Origin of the sequence: Pseudomonas sp. JZ114 (genome assembly GCF_051027705.1) — a bacterium.
In the GTDB taxonomy this organism is placed as follows: domain Bacteria; phylum Pseudomonadota; class Gammaproteobacteria; order Pseudomonadales; family Pseudomonadaceae; genus Chryseomonas; species Chryseomonas luteola.
Genome location: NZ_CP069256.1, coordinates 2,157,172 through 2,177,116, shown reverse-complemented (window position 1 = coordinate 2,177,116; position 19,945 = coordinate 2,157,172). Strand labels below are relative to the sequence as shown.

The following is a 19,945-nucleotide window of genomic DNA, read 5'->3' as shown; positions in this document are numbered from 1 at the left end:
GAGAGAGTGAAATGAGCAAGAACATCATGATCGTCGACGACTCCGCGACCATGCTGATGAGTCTGCGCAGCAGCCTGGAAATGTCCGGCTTTAAAGTCGAGGCGGCCAATGATGGCGTGCAGGCGATGAGCAAGCTGCAAGGCGGCTACAAGCCGGATCTGATCATCACCGATATCAACATGCCCAACATGGGTGGTCTTGAGCTGATCGGCAAGGCCCGTGCACTACCTGGAATGCGCTTTGTTCCCATTCTGGCGCTCACTACCGAGAGCCAGCAAAGCAAGCGTGACGAGGCCAAAAAGAATGGTGCCACCGGCTGGCTAGTGAAGCCTGTCGGGGCAGCGGACCTGCTCAAGGTCATCAAGCAAGTCCTGCCGGGCGCCTAAGGAGCCAAAATGAACAACCAAGCCTACCTCAAAGCCGGATTGTTGCTGGCCATAGTGGCGCTGGGCCTCAGCTCGCCGGTCTGGTCGGCTTGGCTGGCGCAACAGTCAACCGTGGCCTGCATGGGCGTCGCCGTGTTTTTCTCCATTCCGCTGTTATTGATGACGTGGAGGTTGTCCCAAAATTCTGCCCATGTTCCTGAGCGAATAGAGGAGGGGAGCACATACGCAGTCCTGTTCGATAAAACAGTCGCCACGGCCAATGCTGTGCCTGGCCTGAGCCGTATCGTGCAGCGTAACCTAAAAGAGGTGAGTGATGAGACCGAGCGCAATGTGCTGTGCGCAATCGAACGTCTCAATAATATTCATCTTACCGGTCAGAAGCTGTCCGAGACGGTAAGTGAAGGATGTGGTTGTGCCCAGACGCTTTCCCGTGAGGCGGATGAGCATCAGCAGCGCAATGAAAAGACACTGGCGACACTGTCTGCCTTTGAAAAAGAGCGCAAGGAAAGCCTCAGTAGTGATATCGAGCGTATGCGGCGCCTGTATGAGGAAGTCAACGCCACCGGGCCGTTGATTGCCCTCATCAGTGATATTGCCAAACAGACCAACCTGCTGGCGCTTAACGCAGCTATCGAGGCTGCACGGGCAGGGGACTCCGGTCGTGGGTTTGCCGTAGTCGCCACTGAAGTACGTAATCTCTCCGCGCGCACTGCAGAGGCGGCGCACTCGATTTCCACGACTATTCAGAATCTGGCCTCACGCTTTGAGGAGGAGTCGACAGCCGCACAAAACCGGCAGGAGGATTTCCTGGCCAGAAGCGGACTGGAACATGTAGGTAATGAGTTGCGTTCCATGGTGAGGTATCTACAGGAAGCAGCGGAATGCATGACGTCAGTCGTCAGTGGTGTCAAAGGGTTAAGCTCCGAAGTGAACAATGATCTGCAAGGCGTACTGTCCTGTTTGCAGTTCCAGGACCCGCTACGTCAGCGCCTGGAGCAGAGCAGTCATATGCTGGACACCTTGAGCGATGTTATGGAGGCCTATAGTGTCGGGCTTGCCTCACCTGAAACCTGTCAGCCGGGGGAGCTACCTGATCTCGATGCTCGGATGCAAAAGCACCTGAACAGCTATGTGACGCACTCACAGCACAAAGGCCATCTTGAAGAGATAGGTCGGGGACACGAAGTGCAGTCCGAAGGACTCAAGATCGAACTGTTTTAAACTTCATACGAATGCAAAAAAGGCCAGCGGACTCCCGACTGGCCTTTTTTATCGGTTCATGCTCGATGGTTTAACGCCTTCGCCAAGCGATCCCCGCCAAATTGAATCAATGTTACAAGTAATACCAGCCCTATAATGACAATCAACATAACTGACACATCGAACCGCTGATAACCATAGCGATAAGCAAGATCTCCCAGGCCGCCCGCACCAATGGCACCCGCCATGGCAGAGGAATTGATCATCGTAACAAGCGTAATGGTGAATCCGCCCACGATACCCGGCAGGGCCTCAGGTAGCAGAACATGCCAGACGATATGTCGGCGTCGGCATCCCATGGCCTGGGCGGCCTCGATCAGGCCATGGTCTACCTCACGCAGGCTCACTTCAGCGATACGGGCAAAGAACGGCGTTGCTGCAATAGCCAACGGTACGACGGCGGCCCACACACCGTAAGTAGTGCCTACAATCAGGCGGGTGAACGGAATAAGAGCCACCATCAGAATCAGAAAAGGAATGGAGCGGAAGAGGTTGACGATACTTCCAATCAGCCTGTTCAAACGAACAGCCTCGAACATCCCGCCTTTACCACTGGTAACCAGAAACACGGCCAACGGAATACCGGCAATCAGTGCGATCAGGGAGGAGACGCCTACCATTAGCAGGGTATCCAGTAGTCCTTGCCACAGGCGATCAATCAGCAGCGACATAACCCAATACCTCCACATCGTCGAAAATATGCCGAGCCCGCTTGATCAGCTCTTCCTGAGCGTGGGGAGAACGCCTGATCGAGACCAGCAGATGGCCTACCGTGCGCCCTTGAAGTCGTTGGATGCTCGATCTGATAAGCGTGAGCTGTCCACCCAACGCGTTGAAGAGTGATCCCAGGTCGGGCTCACGGCTGCTTGAGCCACTCAAGCGCAGTTCAAGCAGGAGGGCATCGTTTTGGCGTAATGGCTGTGTCTGCAGACGCGCTTTAAGATCATCTGATAGCGTTTGCTGCAACGGAGAGAGCAAGATGCGGGTCACGTCATGGTGGGGATCACCAAAGACTCTCCATACGGGGCCTTGTTCGACGACTTCACCACACTCAAGCACGACGACACGATCACAGATCTCGCGAATCACCTCCATTTCATGGGTGATCAACACAATGGTCAGCCCCAGCGACCGATTGATATCGCGTAGCAGCGACAGAATGGCCTGTGTCGTTTCAGGGTCCAGTGCTGAAGTCGCTTCGTCGCATAGCAGGATATCGGGATCATGAACAAGCGCTCGGGCAATGCCGACGCGTTGCTTCTGGCCGCCGGACAGTTGCGCAGGATAGGCATCATGCTTGTTTTCCAGACCTACCAGCTTGAGGAGTGAGGCAACCTTCTGCTGCCGCTCCTGCCGCGGTACGCCAGCCACTTTAAGGGGTAATTCCACATTCTGCCGCACGGTTTTGGCGGAAAGCAGATTGAAGTGCTGAAAGATCATGCCGATGCGCCGGCGCAAGGCAACCAACTCGCTTGTGCCGTAGCGACCGATATCTTCGCCGTCGATCAGAACCTGTCCTTCGCTTGGCTGCTCGAGTCGGTTGATTGTCCGTAACAGGGAAGACTTGCCCGCACCACTGCGCCCTATGATGCCGAATATCTCACCCCTGCACACAGCCAGATCTATACCATGCAGCGCACGCACTGGTCCTTGCTCACCGTTATAGGTTTTACCCATATCCTGAAAGCGGATATGGGTCTCGGCGCGTTCCAGTGCGGTAGAGGTAAGGGGGTAGGGTAGTGTATGGGAGCATTGGCCCGCCTCTGCTTCATGAGTGTTTCGAGCCTGCCGAATAAGTGTAATCGATCCCGTCATGAATCAGCTCCTCCAGCCGGTTTGGTAAAGGGTTCCGTGTGCCTTGTCCAAGGCTGCACGCACGGCCGGGGAATGCTGATAGATATCGATGAACTTGCGCAGGCGTTCGTCGCTCTGCCGGTCAGGCCGAATGACGAACTGGATGACATATTCAGGGTGATCAAGCCCGTCAAAAAGCAGAGCTGAGTAGGGGTCGAAGGTATTGGCCAGGCGGATGTAGGCCGGGTAACCCTGGACCAGATCCACGTCATCATAGGCGCGCACCAGTTGAACGGCTTCCAGCTCGATGATCTGTATATGCTTGGGATTGGTCAGGATGTCGGCTTGAGTCGCCTTGTATCCCACGCCGGGCTTCAAGGTGATCAGGCCCGCTTTTTCCAGTAGTTGTAAGCCACGTCCTCCATTGACAGGGTCATTGGCAATTGCCACACGGGCGCCGTCCGGCAGGTCTTCGAAGCGTTTATACTCTTTCGAATAGAGGCCTACGTTGTTGATGATGCCGGGGGCATAGGGAATCAGGTTATAACCGCCTTCCTTTCGTGCATTTTCTAGAAACGGAATGTGCTGGAAGTAGTTCACGTCAATGTCCCCGTTAGCCAAGCTGACATTAGGGACAATCCAGTCGGTAAACTCGACCAGCTCCACCTTCAACCCCTGCTTTTCCGCTTCAGCCACAGCTGCTTCCAGTGGAGGGGCAAAGGCTGCTGTCGTGCCGAGTTTCAGTGGCTCATTAGAGTCGGCCGCGTAGCTCATGCCTGCAGCGCCTAGCAGTGCTGCAAGGGCGAAGGTCTTTATCCAGCCACGGCCTGGGTTCAATCGGTGCAGCATATCGGTCATCCTGTTCAAGGTCATGGGAGGCGAGGCTGGAAGCGTTCCAGTAGTCGTTGAGATCAAATTGCAGTTCGTCTAGCCGTTTGGCTGGCCTGATGTGTCAGGTTTCGCCAATGTGTACCGGCATGGTCTGGTGGTAACCGAGCACCTTGGGCGAACAGTTTTTCGCGCAGGGTGCCTGGCTCGTAGGCTGTCTTGTAGCGACCCCGTGCCTGCAACTCTGGAATTACCAAGTCGATAAAGTCCGTATAGCTTTCCGGTGTGACGATGCGTGTCAGGTTGAATCCATCCAGCCCGGTTTCGTCGATCCATTGCTCCAGTGCATCCGCCACTTGGCTTGGCGAGCCAACAATGAGTGGGTATCGGCTACCCAGAGCGGGCTGCTCAAGGAGCCTGCGCTTGGTCCAGCCACTGTCCTTCGCGGTAAACGCCTTGACGACCGACTCGATGGCATTGGTCTTTTGATAACGGATAGGCTCATCGAGCCCATAGCCTGCGAAGTCGATACCCGTCGAGCTGGAAAAGTGAGCAAGGCCTGCTTCTGGATTGGCGTAGCGTAGATAGTCCGCATGCTTTTCCCGGGCCTCAGCTTCAGTCGGCGCAACGATCACGCTCAACCCCATAAAGACTTTGATGGCGTCCGGCGTACGCCCGGCGGCTACTGCGCTGGCACGTGTTCGGTCAACCTGATGCCGGACCGCCTGAATATTCTGGCCACCAATGAAAACGCATTCCGCATGTTGTCCGGCGAAATTAACGCCGCGTTCGGAAGAACCCGCCTGGTAAAGCAGAGGTGTGCGCTGTGGAGAGGGTTCGCTCAGGTGATAACCTTCAACGTCGTAGAACGCTCCGTGGTGTCTAACCTTGTGCACCTTATCCGGTCGTGCGTAGACACGGCCCAGGCGGTCAGCGATGACAGCATCATCTTCCCAGCTGCCTTCCCACAGTTGGTAAAGCACGCTTAGATGTTCATCAGCCCGATCGTAGCGACGATCGTGCTCATGCTGAGCGGTAAGCCCCATCGCCTTGGCTGCGCTGTCCAGATAGCCCGTCACAATGTTCCAGCCGATGCGGCCGCCCGTCAGGTGATCCAGTGTTGAAAACCGTCGAGCCAGCAGGTAGGGATGTTCATAGGTGAGATTTGCAGTCACACCAAACCCAAGGTGCGTGGTATGGGATGCCATGGCAGAGACGAGAAGGAGAGGGTCGTTAACCGGAAGCTGGATGGACTCCCTTGCCGTGAGGTCTATGCCGCCACCGTATACGTCGTAGACCCCTACGATGTCAGCGAGGAATAAACCGTCGAATAGACCGCGCTCCAGCAGCTTAGCCAGCTCAGTCCAATAGCTCAGCGTCTTGTACTGGGTAGACGTATCCCGTGGATGCGTCCAAAGCCCATGGTTGATGTGCCCGACGCAGTTCATGTTGAAGGCGTTTAGCCGAATCTGTTTCTTTGCCATGACAACCTCAGAGGTAGCTGCGTCGGGGCGGCAGGGTATCGTTCAGGTAGTAGTCGCCAATGGCGTGGTATTTCCAGCGCACGGGGTCATGCAGGGTATGTACACGTGCGTTACGCCAGTAACGATCAAGCCCATGCTCTGCCAGGCTGGCCCTGGCACCACCCAACTCAATGAGTTTGTTGCCTGCCAGTAGAGAGGCCTCTGTACTCAACGCACGCACCTCAGCGATTGCAATGGAGGCGGCAGCTACGGTGTCTGCGGTCGGATCTTGCTGCGCCTTATCGAGTGCCTCTCCAGCGCGCTCAAGCAGGGCTTCCGCGGCGGCAACACGTATGGCCAGCCGGCCGATATCACTGATCGTCAGGGGGTCTTCGTAAGCATGTTCAACACCGGAATCGGGCCAGGGACGCGCCTGTTCACGGACAAAAAGAAGAGCGTGCTCATAAGCACCTCGCGCAATACCTGTATCGATCGCTGCGTGTAATAGCTGGGCGAAAGGGCCTACCGTAGTAGGGCGCTCAAATGCTGTCTGAAAGGGCACGACCTCATCAGCCGTTACCGCGACATTATCCAGCACGACCGAGCCGCTGCCCGTGGTCCGCTGCCCAAAGCCAGACCAATCATCAATAACGGTTACGCCCTCACGGGTGCGCGGGATAAAGGCCAGCCGCTGCTTGCCTTCGTCATCCACAACCGAGGTGGGGATGCGCTGAGCATACAGTGCACCGGTTGCATAGAACTTGCGCCCGTTGACCTTGAAACCGTCCCTGTCAGGGGTGAGCCGGGTAGTGCGGTCCAGTACCGTCTTAGTACCAATCTCGGCCAGTGCATTGCCATAACGGGCGCCGGCCAACACTTCGGTATAGAGCTTGTGCTGCTGTTCGGCACTGCCATTTACACGCAATACTTCCAACGCGTAGTAGTGATTTTGCGGTATCTGGCCTAGGGAGCCATCCGCCGCAGCAATAATAGAGATGACCTTGGCAAGCGTTACGCTGGAGACTTCAGCGCCTCCCAGCGCTTTAGGTACTGTAATAGCCCAGAGTCCGGACTGGGAGAACTGCTCCAATTCACTCCACGGCAGCGTCCGATGTTGATCCCGCTGAGCGGCGTCTTGCTTGAAAAGGGTGGCCAGCTCGGTGGCAATCCTTAATGCTTGTTCATCACTTTCGATCCGGTCGGCAATACCGTGCAATACAGGTGCATTCATGGTTCAGATCCAGGCATGGCGGGCAGGGGATATACCGTTCAGGTGATAATTGCCAATGGCATGTACCTTCCAGCGCACGGGGTCATGAAGGGTGTGCGTCCGAGCGTTGCGCCAATGCCGGTCAAGGTTGAACTCAGCCAGCGTGGCTCGGCTACCAGCCAGCTCGAAGAGTTTTTCACTGGCTGCCAAGGCAATTTCGGACGTCAGCACCTTAGCCTCGGCTACCGCAATCGAGGCCTGAGCAGCCTGTGACTCATCAACAGGCTGGTCCTTAAAGGAATCAAGTACCCCGGCTGCCTTTCGCAATAGCGCTTCAGCTGCATGCAGTTCAACTTCCAGTCGTCCAACCTCTGCAATCAGGTAAGGTTCATTTCGTGCCTCAGTAATACCAGCCTCAAGCCAGGGTCTAGTTTTACCAACAACAAACCACCTCAAGTCAGCCAAAGCAGACAGGGCTATGCCTGCATCAATGGCTGCATGGATCAGCTGCGCATAGGCACCTTGTAAGGAAGGCTTAGTGCTTAGCAATCCGCTCGGAATAATGCCTTCTGCGGGGAGACGAACATTATTGAGAATGACTGTTCCGCTTGCTGTGGTGCGCTGTCCAAAGCCGGACCAGTCATCAATGATTCGAAGCCCCGGTGTTCCGCGCCGGACGAACGCCATGACTTGTCGTCCGGTGTCATCCAATGCCTTGACGGTTACCCAATGGGCAAACAGGGCACCTGTCGAATAAAACTTTTCGCCGTTCAAGCGGAAGTGATCACCTTCGGGTGTCAGGCGCGCTTTCAGGTCCAATGTATGTTTGCTGCCGCGCTCGGGACCTGCATTGCCTATTCTCCATCCAGCCAACACGCTTTCGAATAGGCGCTGCTGTTGCTCGGCGGACGCTACGCTTCGAATGACATTGAGAATGCTGAAATGATTCTGGGGAATTTGAGCCAGTGCTGGATCAGCCTTGGCAATGATCTTGAAGATTTCAGCGATCGTTACAAAGGAAACCTGAGGGCCTCCAAAGGCTCTGGGAACGAATACGCTGCCCAGACCGCTGGTAGTAAAACGCTCGATTTCGGCCCAGGGAAGTTTGCGCTCCTGGTCACGCAGCGATGCTTCTTGCGCAGCGAAACGGGCTAGCTCATGAGCAGCAGCAATGGCTTCGGCGTCGGTAGTGAGAATACGGGCAGGGTAGACGGGTGGAGCTACATCCTGATCGTTATCAAGAAGGGTATCTGGCTTGAGCATACGGCCTCGCAATGAGCAATGCCGGCCAGATCCATAGCGGAGCCGGACCGACAGATGAAAAGTCAGTGCAGGTCCGGTGATCCGGTAAATAGACGTTAAAGTAATTTAAAAAGAGTTATAAATACTTTCTAGCTATAAGCTTAGAGCGAGCTTAAGGGCAGAAAGCTCGTTATTCAGGCTTTAAGGTCAGGAGCGCGTCTACAAGCGACTCAGCCAGATATTCCACCGAGAAAACACCACCATAGGTCCAGGTTGAGCGGACCGTAGCGAATCGTCGTGCTTGCACGAAGGGCATCGCCTGCCAGAGGCGGGTAGGAAAGAGTTTGTCCTCCTGGGAGAACGGCTCGATATGGAGCACAGCGCCTTCACGTATTTTCCCTAACTCACTGATAGGTTTCTGTGTGATACCCCAGGCAGTGGCTGGCAATGGGTAGGCAGGCTGAAGATGCAATAAATCCATGGCATATTGAGGCATGGAATTGTCGCCATACACATAAGCTACCGCTGGCGTAGAAAAGCGAATCACCGTAACCTTGGGCGGTTCGCCGTTGAAATGTTTAAGCAGCTGCTTCCGTAGTTCAGCGATATGGCGATCCATTTCTGCCAAGCGCTGCTGCGCCTGGTCAAGATGATTGAACTGCTTGGCCAGAGTCAGATAATTTTGCCGTGCGGTTTCGTAATTGTTGTGATCCTGTCGATAGCTGTCGAATGACTCTACCGGGGCGATCCGTTCAAGCTTGCCACGTAGATCTTCAAGAGCCGGGCTGGAGATGATCAGGTCTGGCTTGAGTTCGGCCAAGAGCTCAAGATTGGGCTCGACACGGCTTCCAGCATTGAGAGCCGATGATGGCAAAGCAGGGCGCACGACCCACACCTTGTAGTCATCGGCGTCCGCTACCGCCAAGGGCGTGATCCCCATTTCGACCAAATGCTCAGCCGCTTCCCAGGTGAGCGCGACTACCCGCTGCGGTGTTTCGGCTGCGTGAGCGAGTGCAGAGCCGATCATTAAAAGTCCGGTTAGGACCCAACGGAGCAGGCTGGGACTGATTTTATGCTTGAGCAACCCTACGCGCCTCGCTGTCTGGCTAATAAAATAATGAAATAGACTCCACACAGAACGGACGCCACGATGCCTACCGGCATCTGGAGGGGATAGATCATGACACGGCCTATCCAATCGGCAACAAGCATCAAGACGCTACCCAGCGTGGCGGCGAGTAAGAGTTGAGGCAGGACTTTCCTGGCACCCAGGATGGCTGCAATATGCGGTGCCAGCAGGCCCAGAAAGGCGACCGGCCCCATTACGCTGGTCACGAGCGCACACATCAGCGAAACCAGAACCAGTAGCACGATACGTAGGTGCGTCAGATTCAGGCCGCGACCAAGGGCCACGCCGTCACCTATCGAAATCAGCGACAGGCCTCGATGGAACAGTAGACTGACCCCTCCGATAAGCAGAACGCCTACGCAAAGTCCGACAGACTGGCTGGCCGAAACCCGGTAGGTCGAACCTGCCAACCAGCCCATGATGGCGAAGGAGTCTGCTGTCCCCTTGGCCAGGGCAAATTGAAGGATGGCGTCCAGCAATGCCATCAGGGAGATACCTACCAATGCCAGCATGCCCGGTGCATATTGGTGCCGGCGACCAAACAGCAGCAGCACAGCCAAGACCAGCATGCTCCCGGCAAAAGCCGCCAATGGCCCGCCTGCAGTCTGGATAGTCCCACCCATGACAAACGCACTTATGAGAAGGGCAAGCGTTGCTCCGGCGGAAAGGCCAAGAATATCCGGACTCGCCAAGGGGTTGCGCAGCAGACGTTGAAGAATGACGCCTGCAATCGCCAGTCCGAATCCTGCCGAGGCAGCCGTTAGCGTCCGCGGCCAGCGAAAGGACCAGACGAGGGAGGAGGGCCAGTTCAACTGCCAGCCTTGGGCGCCCGGCGCCAGGCATAGGGTCAGTAATACAATCGCCAGGGCAATACCCAGAATAATTACCCAGCCTGATGTGGTGATTCTCCGGTCGCTATTGCCTGGGAGCATCAGTCCACGCTGATCTTCTGCCGACATTTTGCGGCGCGAAAGCCATAAGAGTGCCGGTGCACCTATCAATGCGGCCGCGGCTCCGCTGGGAATCAGGTTGATCGTCCATTGACTGGCGAGCACAGCCAGTGCATCGGTTGTCAGCAGTAGAACAGCTCCCAGCAGCGTGCTGTATAGCAGTTCATCAAAGGCGGTACGAGCGCCGAACAACCGCGCAAGATTAGGTGTGAGCAGACCAATGAATCCAATCAGGCCGACCGCGGTAATGGAAACGGATGTGAGCCACAGTGAGGCGAGAAACAGCATCAGCATAACCGGCCATAAACTCATGCCGCGTGCTTGTGCACCTTCACTGCCCAGGCGCAGCAGGGTCAACGGTCGCTGAGCAAAGGCCAGGACAAGCAGACCGACCGCCAGCTTGGGCAGCAGCCAGATGACCCATTGCCAGTCCATTTGCGCCAGATCGCCAGCCCCCCAGAGGAAAAGATTCCGGGCGTACTGATCGTTGAGCAATACGAGCCCCGAGGCCAGCGCTCCTAGAAGAAGATTCATGGCCATACCGGCCAAAACGATTGGAAGACCAGCAATACCAGATCGCCCTGCAATCAACAGGACAATGCCTACTGCAGCCATTGCGCCCAGTAGCGCGGCCCATTCACCGTGATCGGCAGCCAGGGTTGGTGCAATCAGCGTGGCACAAACCAGTCCCAACCATGCCCCTGAGGCCGACCCGATAGTCATGGGTGAAACTAGACGATTTTGCGTCAATTGCTGAAGAAGACTGCCTGATAAGCCCAACGCTGCCCCAACCAGAAGACCCATTACAACCCGTGGAAGCGCAGAGTCACGAAATTGCAGCAGCGTGAAATCTTGGCTGGAGGCATCGAACAAAGCATGCCACTGCTGACCTAACGACAGCGGTGAAGCGATCTGCAGGTGTACGAGCAGTATCAGAAGCAATGACAGCAGCGTGAGTGGATAACGCAGAAGACCTGGTGCAGTAGATAACATGGTTCTGGACGGGACGCCCGTCCCGGTGCGGGTAACGTGCATCTTCAGGCAACAACCGCAATCTTGCGCTGCGCCGCAGGCTGCTCAATGAGTTGAATATCGATCTCGTACAGCTCGGATAGCAAACGACTGGACAACAAGGCCTGTGGCATCCCGTCAAAGAACAGCCGACCCTGCTTGAGGGCAACGATACGGTCGGCATAACGTGTAGCCAGATTGATGTCGTGCAGAATGACGACAATTCCGCGGCCGGTCTTCTGGTTCAGCTCATGTAAAAGGCCCATCAGCTCATACTGATGGGAGAGATCCAGGGCCGATGTGGGTTCATCCAGCAGAATCAGTGGCGATTCTTGGGCTAGCAGCATCGCAATCCAGGCCCGTTGCCGTTCGCCGCCGGAAAGGGTGTCGGTCAGGTGATCGGCATAATGCGCTACATCGGTTTGTTGCATGGCTCGCTCGATGATCGTCTGATCTTCACGCTGCCAGCGGCCTAACAGACCGCGCCAGGGAAAACGGCCCAGGCGCACCAGTTCACGTACTGTAAGCCCGGCGACTTCCGGCAACCGCTGAGGCAGAAAGGCAATCAGCCGCGCAAATTCCCGCTGGCTCAACCGTGCGATGGGCTGGTCGTCCAGCTCGATCCTGCCACTGTCGGGCATGGTCTGACGCGCCAGCAGGTTCATCAATGTCGACTTGCCGGAACCGTTATGCCCTAGAATGACTGTCAGCTCATTTCCGGCAAGCCGCAGCTGGTCCAGACTCAGAATGAGTCGTCCGCCGCGGTTGACGCGGATATCAGTGAGTTGCAGCTTCAAGGGTTAACTCCTGTCGTAAACGGGCAATGCGCTCTTCCTGCTTGAGCTTGGGGCAGGTGCTGCATAACTCGCCATCTGCGCGGCGGAAGTGTTGGCAGCAGACCTTGCGTCCAAGTGCCAGCCGCTCTTGTCCATCGTCAAGCGCAATGCAGATCAGCTCGCTGTTGTCCTTCAGGCCCAGCGCTTCGAGCCACATACCTTCCAGCACACGCATACGGTTGTTGCATAGCGTTTCGCGCAGGTTGTTCTGCACATAGAGAAGGGCTGCCAGCACGCAGTCTGCCGCCAGCCGACGGGCCATTTTCGGGTTGAGCTTGAAAACCGTTCCTGCCTCTTCCAGCTGCCGTTCGCAAAGGTTCTGTAATTGCTTGGCGGCGACACGAATCAACGTGTCCTGGTCGGCGATATAGGGACAATGATCATGCAGGTAAAACCCTGCCACGAACCCGTGGTGCACGCGCTGGGCAAACTGATCGAGAGAAGGAACACATCGACCGAGGTGGACACCCAGAATCGTCAGGTAGATCGGCTGCCAGACCATGAGCGTCCAGCTACGCGCTGACCAGTAATGGGGGCCGGCCTCCGGATGGGCCTGCTGCCAATGGTCATAAAGCGCTGCAATGCGCACATGGTTTTCGGCACTGCCGCAGGCGAGGTCATCCGGGCCTGCAGGGCCTATCGTTCCCTTGAGCCCTAAATAGGAAAGGGCGGAAAGATCCAGCAGGCGGGTAAGATCGGTCTTTACCTGAATCGTCATACGTCGGACCCAGAACGAGGTTAGATGTCATCTCCCGAACGTCTGGTTCGGCCGTTCGGGAGGACATGCTCGGAAATGCCGATTTAAACACTTAAATACAAATGCATCAAATTATCATTAGCAATCCAGGTGTCACATTTCGCTAGATTGCGATGAGCGGAACAGGGTGAGTGGTGGCAGAGGGTTGCCACCGCCTCAACCATTTACGCCTTGGCCGCTGTTGCAGCCTTGTTGGGCGCTTTAACCAGTAGCGGAAAGAGAACTGCCGTGAGCAGCAGGCCGGCTGCGCCTACCCAGAACGGCGTAGAAAGCGTGAAATGACTGACGAGAAGCCCAGCGCCATAAGATGAACACATGACACCCAGACTCTGGAAAAAATTGACCTTGCTGAAGTCCACAGCATACGCCTCGGGCTTGCTCATCTCGAACATGAGCGCATCCAGGCGCACCGTGACCTGATACAAGGCCCAGCCGAACAGCAAACGACCTCCTAGGATGGCCACTTCGTTTTCAAAGCCCTGAATGAAAATACCGCAGACGCCAAGCAGCAGGGCGGACAGGATACCTTCCCAGGCATGGCCTTGTTGGCTGGCTCGCTTGCTCCACCAGAGTGCGACTAGCGCTACAGCGCCTGGCAGCGAATAGACGAAGCCGGTGACGAGCTCATTTTCCAGAGCGGAAACCTGTTGCCAGTAAACCGAGAAGAACGGTCGAATGACATAGGCACTGAAGTAGAACAGCAACATGATCAGACAGAGCTTGTAAATGATCAGGTGGCTACCTGGTTTGGCGATAGGCACTTCGGTTGCAGACTGTTCCGGGGTTTCGCTGGAGGCTGGAGCTTCTCCCGAAGCGGGAGGCTTGTCTCGCATCAGACGCATACAGATTGCCATCTGAATGAAGTCGCCCAGCGCCATGATCAGGAACACTTCGCCCATTTCCAGCGCCTGGAGAACCAGCCCGCCCACAGCTGCGCCAAAGATGGCTCCGAAATGCACCACCACCGACAAGGTGCCAATGGTTCGCGTGTGGCTTTCCTTGGCTTCCAGACTCATCACATAGGGATACATCAAGAGATAGCTGCCTTTGAAGACCACCATGCCTAGTGAAACAACCCAGAACAAGGGCAGGGAGTCGATGATATAGCAGCATACGCTGAGCAGCCCCGCAGCCAACTGTGTCCAGATCAGGATCCGGATAGGATGCACGCGCTTGGCCAGTTTGGCCCAGAGAGGAAAGGCAAACATGACAACAACGCAAATAGCAGCCAGGTAGGCACCGACCTGCTCGGGACGAGGATCGTCAAAACGGCTGGCAAAGTACTGCGGATAAAAGGGAATGAGCATGTTATCGCCAATGACTGCCAGGGCCGTCATGGCAATGAGGCAAAAACGTAAATTCATAGCGAACGGGCTCAGCCAGCTGAAAAGGCCGCAAATCATGCATGCGGATCAACAAGAAAGCGACTGTTTGATTATGCGTATTCTTTGCATTCTCGATTACAAGCCGTTACAAGCATCGAAAGCGATATAGTCATGCATTAAATATGTTTATCGTTTAAAAGCACTGATTGGCTCGGAACAGCGCCAAGTGATCTCGGGCCACCTCGGTTAATAGGCTGCTCCAGCTGTTAACCGAGGTGGCCCGACAAGCAGTGACCAACAGGCCATGGAGGTTAGTATCTAACCTTCATGGCTTCTGAACTTGCTCAAGAACCGTTGCGTCCGTTCTTCCTGGGGATTGGCAAACAGCGCCTTAGCTTCTCCTTGTTCAACGATAACGCCCTGATCGACAAACAGCACGCGATGCGCCACGTCACGGGCAAAGCTCATCTCATGCGTCACGATCACCATGGTCCGCTGCTCATTGGCCAGATTACGAATGACCGTCAGCACCTCACCGACCAGCTCGGGATCAAGGGCTGACGTGGGCTCATCAAAGAGAATAACGTCGGGCTGCATCGCCAGCGCACGGGCAATGGCAACGCGCTGCTGCTGTCCGCCGGATAGCCGTCTGGGATACGCATCTTCCTTGCCCGCCAGGCCTACTTTCGCCAGTAATGCCCGGCCCCGGGCTTCGGCGGATTCCCTGGCCTCCCGTTTGACCACAATCGGCCCTTCGATCACGTTTTCCAGAGCCGTACGATGAGGAAAAAGGTTAAAACTCTGAAATACGAAGCCGGCGCGTTGGCGGAGCGCCCGAATCTGGCTCTGCTGCGAGTTCAGGTTCTGACTTGCATCAATAGAGATACCCGCAACGCGGATACGGCCTTTATCGGGCGTTTCAAGAAGATTCAGGCAACGAAGCAGGGTAGTCTTGCCGGAGCCACTGGGGCCAATAATGGCAACGACTTCGCCCGCTGCTACATCCAGATTGATCCCCTTGAGCACCGGCTGGCCATTGAATGACTTGGTCAGGTTACGTACTTCAATCATGACTCAACGCTCCTGATTATGCCGGTTTACCCGATTTTCCAGCGTGTTCTGCAACGCCGCCAGGGTGCTGGCGAGAACCCAGTAGATCAATGCTGCCGTTAGATACATGCTGAAGATTTCAAAGGTACGCGCTGTAATGAGCTGCGCTTGGCGAAACATCTCTGGGACCTGAATGGTAGCCGCAAGAGAGGTATCCTTTACCAGCGAAATGAAGCTGTTACCTAAAGGTGGGAGCGCCGTACGGGCTGCCTGAGGAAGGATGGTCCTACGCAGTGTCTGTGTCCGTGTCATGCCAATGCTGGCAGCCGCCTCCCATTGTCCTCGGTCAATCGAGGCAATGGCTGCCCTCAGAATCTCACAGATGTAAGCGGCCATATTCAGCGAAAAACCCACGAGCGCAGCGGGCAGAGGATCTAGCTGAATGCCCAGCTCAGGCAAGCCGTAATAGATCATGAACAGCTGCACAAGCAGTGGGGTGCCTCGAAAGAAAGACACGTATACCCGCGCTACTGCGCGCACTACCATGTTTTGGCTAAGCCGCATCAGCGCCAGAAAGAACCCCAGCACCAGCCCGAAAAACATGCCGCCCAGACTGAGTAGTACAGTCCAGACGGCACCTTTGAGTAGAAACGGAAGCGAATCCAGTATCAGTTGAAGGCTGGATTCGCTCATTGAGTGACGTCAGCCTTGAACCACTTCTGTGAGAGCTTGGCCAGCGTGCCATCAGCTTTCATCTTGGCAATGGCCTGGTCGATGGCGGCATGGAATTCGGGATTTCCCTTGCGCTCGGCCACGCCCGACTCCTGACGATTAAACGGTTCGCCTGCTGGTACAAACTGGTTACCGGTTTTGGCAGCCATTTCAAAGGCGGCCAGTCGGTCTACCAGAACGGCATCGATCCGACCTACACGCAGGTCCTGAAACTTGGTTGGGTCGTCTTCATAAGTGCGAACATCAGCCTGTGGTACGTTTTCCTTGAGCCATTGCTCATAATTGGTACCAAGACCAACACCCACCTTCTTATTGGCCAAGTCTTCCGGCTTCTTGATGGTGTCCTGCTCGTTCTTGCGAGTCATTGCCTGGACACCGGAGACCGTATAGGGCGTCGAAAAATCATATTTTTTCTTGCGCTCTTCGCTAATGGTGACCTGATTGATCACCACATCCAGACGCCTGGAATCCAACGCGGCCAATAAACCATCCCATTTGCCCGGCTGGATTTTTGGCTGTACGCCCATTTCCTTGGCCAGCGCCTGGGCAAACTCGACTTCAAAACCGGTCAGCTTGCCGTTTTCATCCTGGTAACTGAAAGGAGGGTAAGTACCCTCAAGCCCAACCACCAGCGTACCGCGCTGCTTGACTTCCTTTAACAGGTCTTCTGCATGGGCATTAACGGAGATACCGAGTGCCAGAGCCAGGCTTGCAAACGTGAAATAACGACGCAGAGCGGTTCTCATGTTCTTATTCCATAACGTAAGGATTTAGAACTATAAGATTACACAAGTGGGCTAATAAAATAGCTTCCGGCGCTATAGATATAGCAAAAAGCTTTAATCAGGAAATTAGCGTGCGGCTGATCAGGTGCAGCCGCAGCGGGGAAAGTACCGTTTAACTCAAGAGCAATCAGCCAAGATTGGCTTCCAGCTCAACGGCTTCCTCAGTCTCTTCCGAAATTTTCTGTCTGATGCCGCGCGCCAGTTCGAGAAAATCGTCACGCTGCATGTCCAGCGATGCCAGAGCACATTCCAGGTCTTGCTTAACTGTCATTTCCGCTTGATCAAGCGACATAATGCAACCTCAGTCCTTTTCCTGTTTGGATATACAGTATTCCAAGCGAAGCGGTACGACAAGCAAAAACAGGATAGACGGTCTTCGGTTTTTTAACTGTGCGAGTCTTCGCACTCCTATTTCTGGTACGGCGCAGCAGGTCAAAAGGGCGTTGATCAAACCATGAGTCGTCGTCGCTGTCTTGCATAAAAGCCGTCCCATAAACTCTGCGGAGAGACAGTACGATGTCATTCAGAGCAAGACCTGTTCATGAACGTAGAGGACTGCTCAGAGCAACTCTGCTGGTCAGTGTCCAGTTGTTACTAATGGGAATAGAGTCAGCCAAGGCTCAGGAGTCTTGGGATTCGGGGGACGGTGGCGTTTCAACGTTCTATCGGTGGGATAAACCAATTCCAACCGCTGCAGGTGAGTTGCTGCGCAGTGAGCCACTTCCCCCACAAAATCGGTTGGAGGATGCAGAAGGGCAGTTTCGTATTCTTTACACGTCAGTGAGCGGTCTGGACAGCTCGCCCATTACGGTCTCTGGTCAGTTGTTCGTTCCCAAAGGGCGACCGCCTGGGGGAGGGTGGCCGTTGCTTGCGTGGGCTCATGGAACGGTAGGCGTGGCCGATGTCTGCGCGCCGTCCTGGAATGAAGCACCAACCGTTTACAAAGATTACTTGAATCGCTGGCTTAAGCAGGGTTACGCCATTGTCGCGACGGATTATGAGGCGCTTGGCACGCCCGGTTTGCATCCCTACCTGACCAAACGCTCTGAGGCCTACGGTGTGCTCGATAGTATCCGCGCCGTTACAGATGGACGATATCCTATCGCCAACAAGGTGATCGTGGCAGGACAGTCCCAAGGGGGCGGGGCGGCCTTTGCGACGGCCGGATTTGCCAAGGAGTATGCGCCGGAGCTGGATATCAAGGGCACGATAGTCACAGGTATACCGTATCTGACGGAAAGAACGATGACCGTCTCGGGGGTAGATCCTAACCAGGTGGATCCCGGCATTGCCTATATGTTTTACGTAGCTCTGGTTGCCCATCAGAGGCAGCCAGTAACCGATGCTTCGACGCTGTTTACGCCAAAAGCCATGCCGTTATTCGAAAAGGCCGCCCGCTTGTGTGTGGGCACCTTGGCACGAGAGGTCATGCAGGCGGGCCTCACTCAGGCTAATACGGTTCAACCCGAGGCGGTAAAGACGATGGCCAAGATTCTTTTGCCTCAATATCGCTTCAATACCTTGAAGCTGGACCAGCCCTTGTTTGTCGGAACCGGCGATGCGGACCGGGATGTTCGTCCAGAGGGGCAGCAGCTACTGGTTCGGGAGGCCTGCAATGCCGGTACGACAATTGAGGCTCATGTATATAAGGGCGAAGGCCATTCAGGGGCTTGGCTGGTCTCTCAAAAGGATGCATTGAGCTTTGCTCACAAAGTCATGACAGACGAGCCCATTGTCTCTACATGCCCTGCCAAAAGCACAATCTCTCCCTAAATACGACCTGTTTTTATCCAATAACGGCATCAGGTCTTCTGCTTATGAAATTAGTTTTCACAATCAATTGATAAAACCTCGCTTCGGTGTATGTTGCTTTCAAAAAGCCAGGCAGGGGAATCGCCGTGAAGCTTCACCATGCTGCATCTGAACAAGTCGATGGACTCGGAAAAGGTCTCGGTTCGTTAGTGGGTACTGTCTCCACCCAAGAAGTTGCCGCCTCAGGGTGGGATATCTTGAAGGAGGACGTGAGTCTGCCTGTTGCGGTACTGCGGGAACAGCGTATCGAGCATAACCTGCAGTGGATGAAGCAGTTCATGGAGCGATACGGCGTACGGCTTGCGCCGCATGGTAAAACCACCATGAGCCCGGCATTGTTCAAGCGGCAAATGGAGGCGGGGGCCTGGGGTATTACGCTCGCCACTGCACCACAGGTTCGCGTTGCGTTTACCCACGGGATACGGCGTGTGCTAATGGCCAATCAGCTGGTTGGCCAAGCCAATATGGCCCTGATTGCCGATCTGCAAGAGGCCGATCCCGGTTTCAGCTTTTGCTGTGTAGTTGATTCCCCTCAGAACGTCGAAAGCCTGGGGCGTTACTTCAGCGGGAGAGGTCAGCGTCTCAGGGTTCTACTCGAATACGGCGTATCAGGTGGGCGAACTGGGGTGCGTAATGAGGAGCAGGAAAAGGCAGTGCGAGACGCCATTTCACACTGGCCACACGCATTGGCCCTGGTAGGGGTTGAGGTCTACGAGGGGGTCCTGAAAGAGGAGGCCGAAATCCGTGATTTTCTTAAGCAAACCGTAGCAAGGACGCGTGTCATAGCTGATGAAAGCGGGTTTGCCGAGCCTTGCATTATTCTGTCAGGCGCTGGGTCTGCCTGGTTCGATCTGGTTGCCGAGGAGTTTGCGCTTCCTCAGACGGGGCTGCCTTTGGATATTGTGTTACGCCCCGGCTGCTATCTCACCCATGACGTAGGTATCTACAAAGCGGCCGAGGCACGTATTCAAGCCAATAACCCTGTTGCACAGGAAATGCAGCGCAGCCTTCTGCCAGCCTTGCAACTTTGGGCCTATGTGCAATCACGACCCGAGCCGGGCCGCGCCATCATTGCACTGGGCAAGCGTGATGCGGCGTTCGATGCCGGTTTCCCTGTTCCCTCGCTGCATTTTCGGCCCGGTCATTCCGCCTCTCCAATGGAGGCGCCTGCAGCCTGGAAGATCAGCGCCATGATGGATCAGCACGCCTTTATGGACGTACCACCCGATGCGGATCTGCAGGTAGGGGACATGCTGTGTTTCGATATTTCTCATCCATGTCTCACGTTCGATAAATGGAAGCAGCTCCTCCTGGTAGATGAGCAATACCGTGTCACCGGAGCCGTCGCCACCTACTTCTAACAATGACGTTGTGC

General features: G+C 55.3%; 19 protein-coding genes. 4 read left to right on the top strand and 15 right to left on the bottom strand.

Annotated features, from left to right (window positions below; all coding sequences use genetic code 11):
* Positions 1–11: 11 nt before the first annotated feature.
* Positions 12–386 carry a response regulator gene (locus JQR90_RS10135; RefSeq protein ID WP_010798348.1) on the top strand — a complete coding sequence of 125 codons (375 nt, stop codon included), beginning with the start codon at positions 12–14 and terminating at the stop codon, positions 384–386.
* Positions 387–395: 9 nt separating this feature from the next.
* Positions 396–1,607: a methyl-accepting chemotaxis protein gene (locus JQR90_RS10130; RefSeq protein ID WP_074826535.1), complete on the top strand. Its 1,212-nt coding sequence runs from the start codon at positions 396–398 to the stop codon at positions 1,605–1,607.
* Between the two features lie 56 nt (positions 1,608–1,663).
* On the opposite strand, the gene JQR90_RS10125 is transcribed toward JQR90_RS10130, so the two are convergent.
* The 15 genes from JQR90_RS10125 to JQR90_RS10055 all read right to left on the bottom strand — a co-directional run bounded on the left by JQR90_RS10125 (position 1,664) and on the right by JQR90_RS10055 (position 17,050).
* The gene (locus JQR90_RS10125; RefSeq protein WP_167517234.1) at positions 1,664–2,317 is read right to left on the bottom strand and encodes a methionine ABC transporter permease; all 654 of its coding nucleotides are present in this window, start codon (positions 2,315–2,317) and stop codon (positions 1,664–1,666) included.
* On the bottom strand, positions 2,301–3,461 hold the full coding sequence (locus JQR90_RS10120) for a methionine ABC transporter ATP-binding protein (protein WP_434139991.1): 1,161 nt from the start codon (positions 3,459–3,461) through the stop codon (positions 2,301–2,303). Before JQR90_RS10120 ends, JQR90_RS10125 begins: the two co-directional genes overlap by 17 nt.
* Positions 3,462–3,464: 3 nt before the next feature.
* A complete protein-coding gene (locus tag JQR90_RS10115; protein WP_434139990.1) occupies positions 3,465–4,289 on the bottom strand; it encodes a MetQ/NlpA family ABC transporter substrate-binding protein in 825 nt (274 codons plus the stop codon).
* 62 nt (positions 4,290–4,351) lie between these two features.
* The gene (locus JQR90_RS10110) at positions 4,352–5,752 is read right to left on the bottom strand and encodes an LLM class flavin-dependent oxidoreductase (RefSeq protein WP_434139989.1); all 1,401 of its coding nucleotides are present in this window, start codon (positions 5,750–5,752) and stop codon (positions 4,352–4,354) included.
* A 7-nt stretch (positions 5,753–5,759) separates the two neighbouring features.
* The gene (locus JQR90_RS10105; protein ID WP_239380891.1) at positions 5,760–6,962 is read right to left on the bottom strand and encodes an SfnB family sulfur acquisition oxidoreductase; all 1,203 of its coding nucleotides are present in this window, start codon (positions 6,960–6,962) and stop codon (positions 5,760–5,762) included.
* Between the two features lie 3 nt (positions 6,963–6,965).
* Positions 6,966–8,204: an SfnB family sulfur acquisition oxidoreductase gene (locus tag JQR90_RS10100; RefSeq protein ID WP_434139988.1), complete on the bottom strand. Its 1,239-nt coding sequence runs from the start codon at positions 8,202–8,204 to the stop codon at positions 6,966–6,968.
* 169 nt (positions 8,205–8,373) lie between these two features.
* On the bottom strand, positions 8,374–9,210 hold the full coding sequence (locus JQR90_RS10095) for an ABC transporter substrate-binding protein (RefSeq protein WP_434139987.1): 837 nt from the start codon (positions 9,208–9,210) through the stop codon (positions 8,374–8,376).
* 59 nt (positions 9,211–9,269) lie between these two features.
* A complete protein-coding gene (gene fhuB, locus JQR90_RS10090) occupies positions 9,270–11,255 on the bottom strand; it encodes a Fe(3+)-hydroxamate ABC transporter permease FhuB (protein ID WP_434139986.1) in 1,986 nt (661 codons plus the stop codon).
* A gap of 44 nt (positions 11,256–11,299) precedes the next feature.
* The gene (locus tag JQR90_RS10085) at positions 11,300–12,070 is read right to left on the bottom strand and encodes an ABC transporter ATP-binding protein (protein WP_434139985.1); all 771 of its coding nucleotides are present in this window, start codon (positions 12,068–12,070) and stop codon (positions 11,300–11,302) included.
* Positions 12,051–12,827 (bottom strand): siderophore ferric iron reductase, encoded by a 777-nt coding sequence (locus tag JQR90_RS10080; protein ID WP_434139984.1) that lies wholly within the window; start codon positions 12,825–12,827, stop codon positions 12,051–12,053. Before JQR90_RS10080 ends, JQR90_RS10085 begins: the two co-directional genes overlap by 20 nt.
* Before the next feature lie 203 nt (positions 12,828–13,030).
* Positions 13,031–14,230 carry an MFS transporter gene (locus tag JQR90_RS10075; RefSeq protein WP_434139983.1) on the bottom strand — a complete coding sequence of 400 codons (1,200 nt, stop codon included), beginning with the start codon at positions 14,228–14,230 and terminating at the stop codon, positions 13,031–13,033.
* Between the two features lie 279 nt (positions 14,231–14,509).
* Entirely contained in the window at positions 14,510–15,262 is a 753-nt protein-coding gene (tcyN, locus tag JQR90_RS10070) for an L-cystine ABC transporter ATP-binding protein TcyN (RefSeq protein ID WP_404627336.1), read from the bottom strand.
* 3 nt (positions 15,263–15,265) lie between these two features.
* On the bottom strand, positions 15,266–15,934 hold the full coding sequence (gene tcyL, locus JQR90_RS10065) for a cystine ABC transporter permease (RefSeq protein ID WP_434139982.1): 669 nt from the start codon (positions 15,932–15,934) through the stop codon (positions 15,266–15,268).
* A complete protein-coding gene (gene tcyJ, locus JQR90_RS10060) occupies positions 15,931–16,719 on the bottom strand; it encodes a cystine ABC transporter substrate-binding protein (protein WP_434139981.1) in 789 nt (262 codons plus the stop codon). The genes tcyL and tcyJ overlap by 4 nt, the downstream gene beginning before the upstream one ends.
* A gap of 166 nt (positions 16,720–16,885) precedes the next feature.
* Positions 16,886–17,050 (bottom strand): hypothetical protein, encoded by a 165-nt coding sequence (locus tag JQR90_RS10055; RefSeq protein WP_010798332.1) that lies wholly within the window; start codon positions 17,048–17,050, stop codon positions 16,886–16,888.
* 224 nt (positions 17,051–17,274) lie between these two features.
* Between JQR90_RS10055 and JQR90_RS10050 the strand changes: the two genes are divergently transcribed.
* Together JQR90_RS10050 and JQR90_RS10045 are read left to right on the top strand one after the other, a co-directional pair.
* Positions 17,275–18,531, top strand: coding sequence for a lipase family protein (locus JQR90_RS10050; RefSeq protein WP_434139980.1), 1,257 nt, complete (start codon positions 17,275–17,277; stop codon positions 18,529–18,531).
* A 248-nt stretch (positions 18,532–18,779) separates the two neighbouring features.
* Positions 18,780–19,931 carry an amino acid deaminase gene (locus JQR90_RS10045; protein ID WP_434156950.1) on the top strand — a complete coding sequence of 384 codons (1,152 nt, stop codon included), beginning with the start codon at positions 18,780–18,782 and terminating at the stop codon, positions 19,929–19,931.
* Positions 19,932–19,945 lie beyond the last annotated feature (14 nt).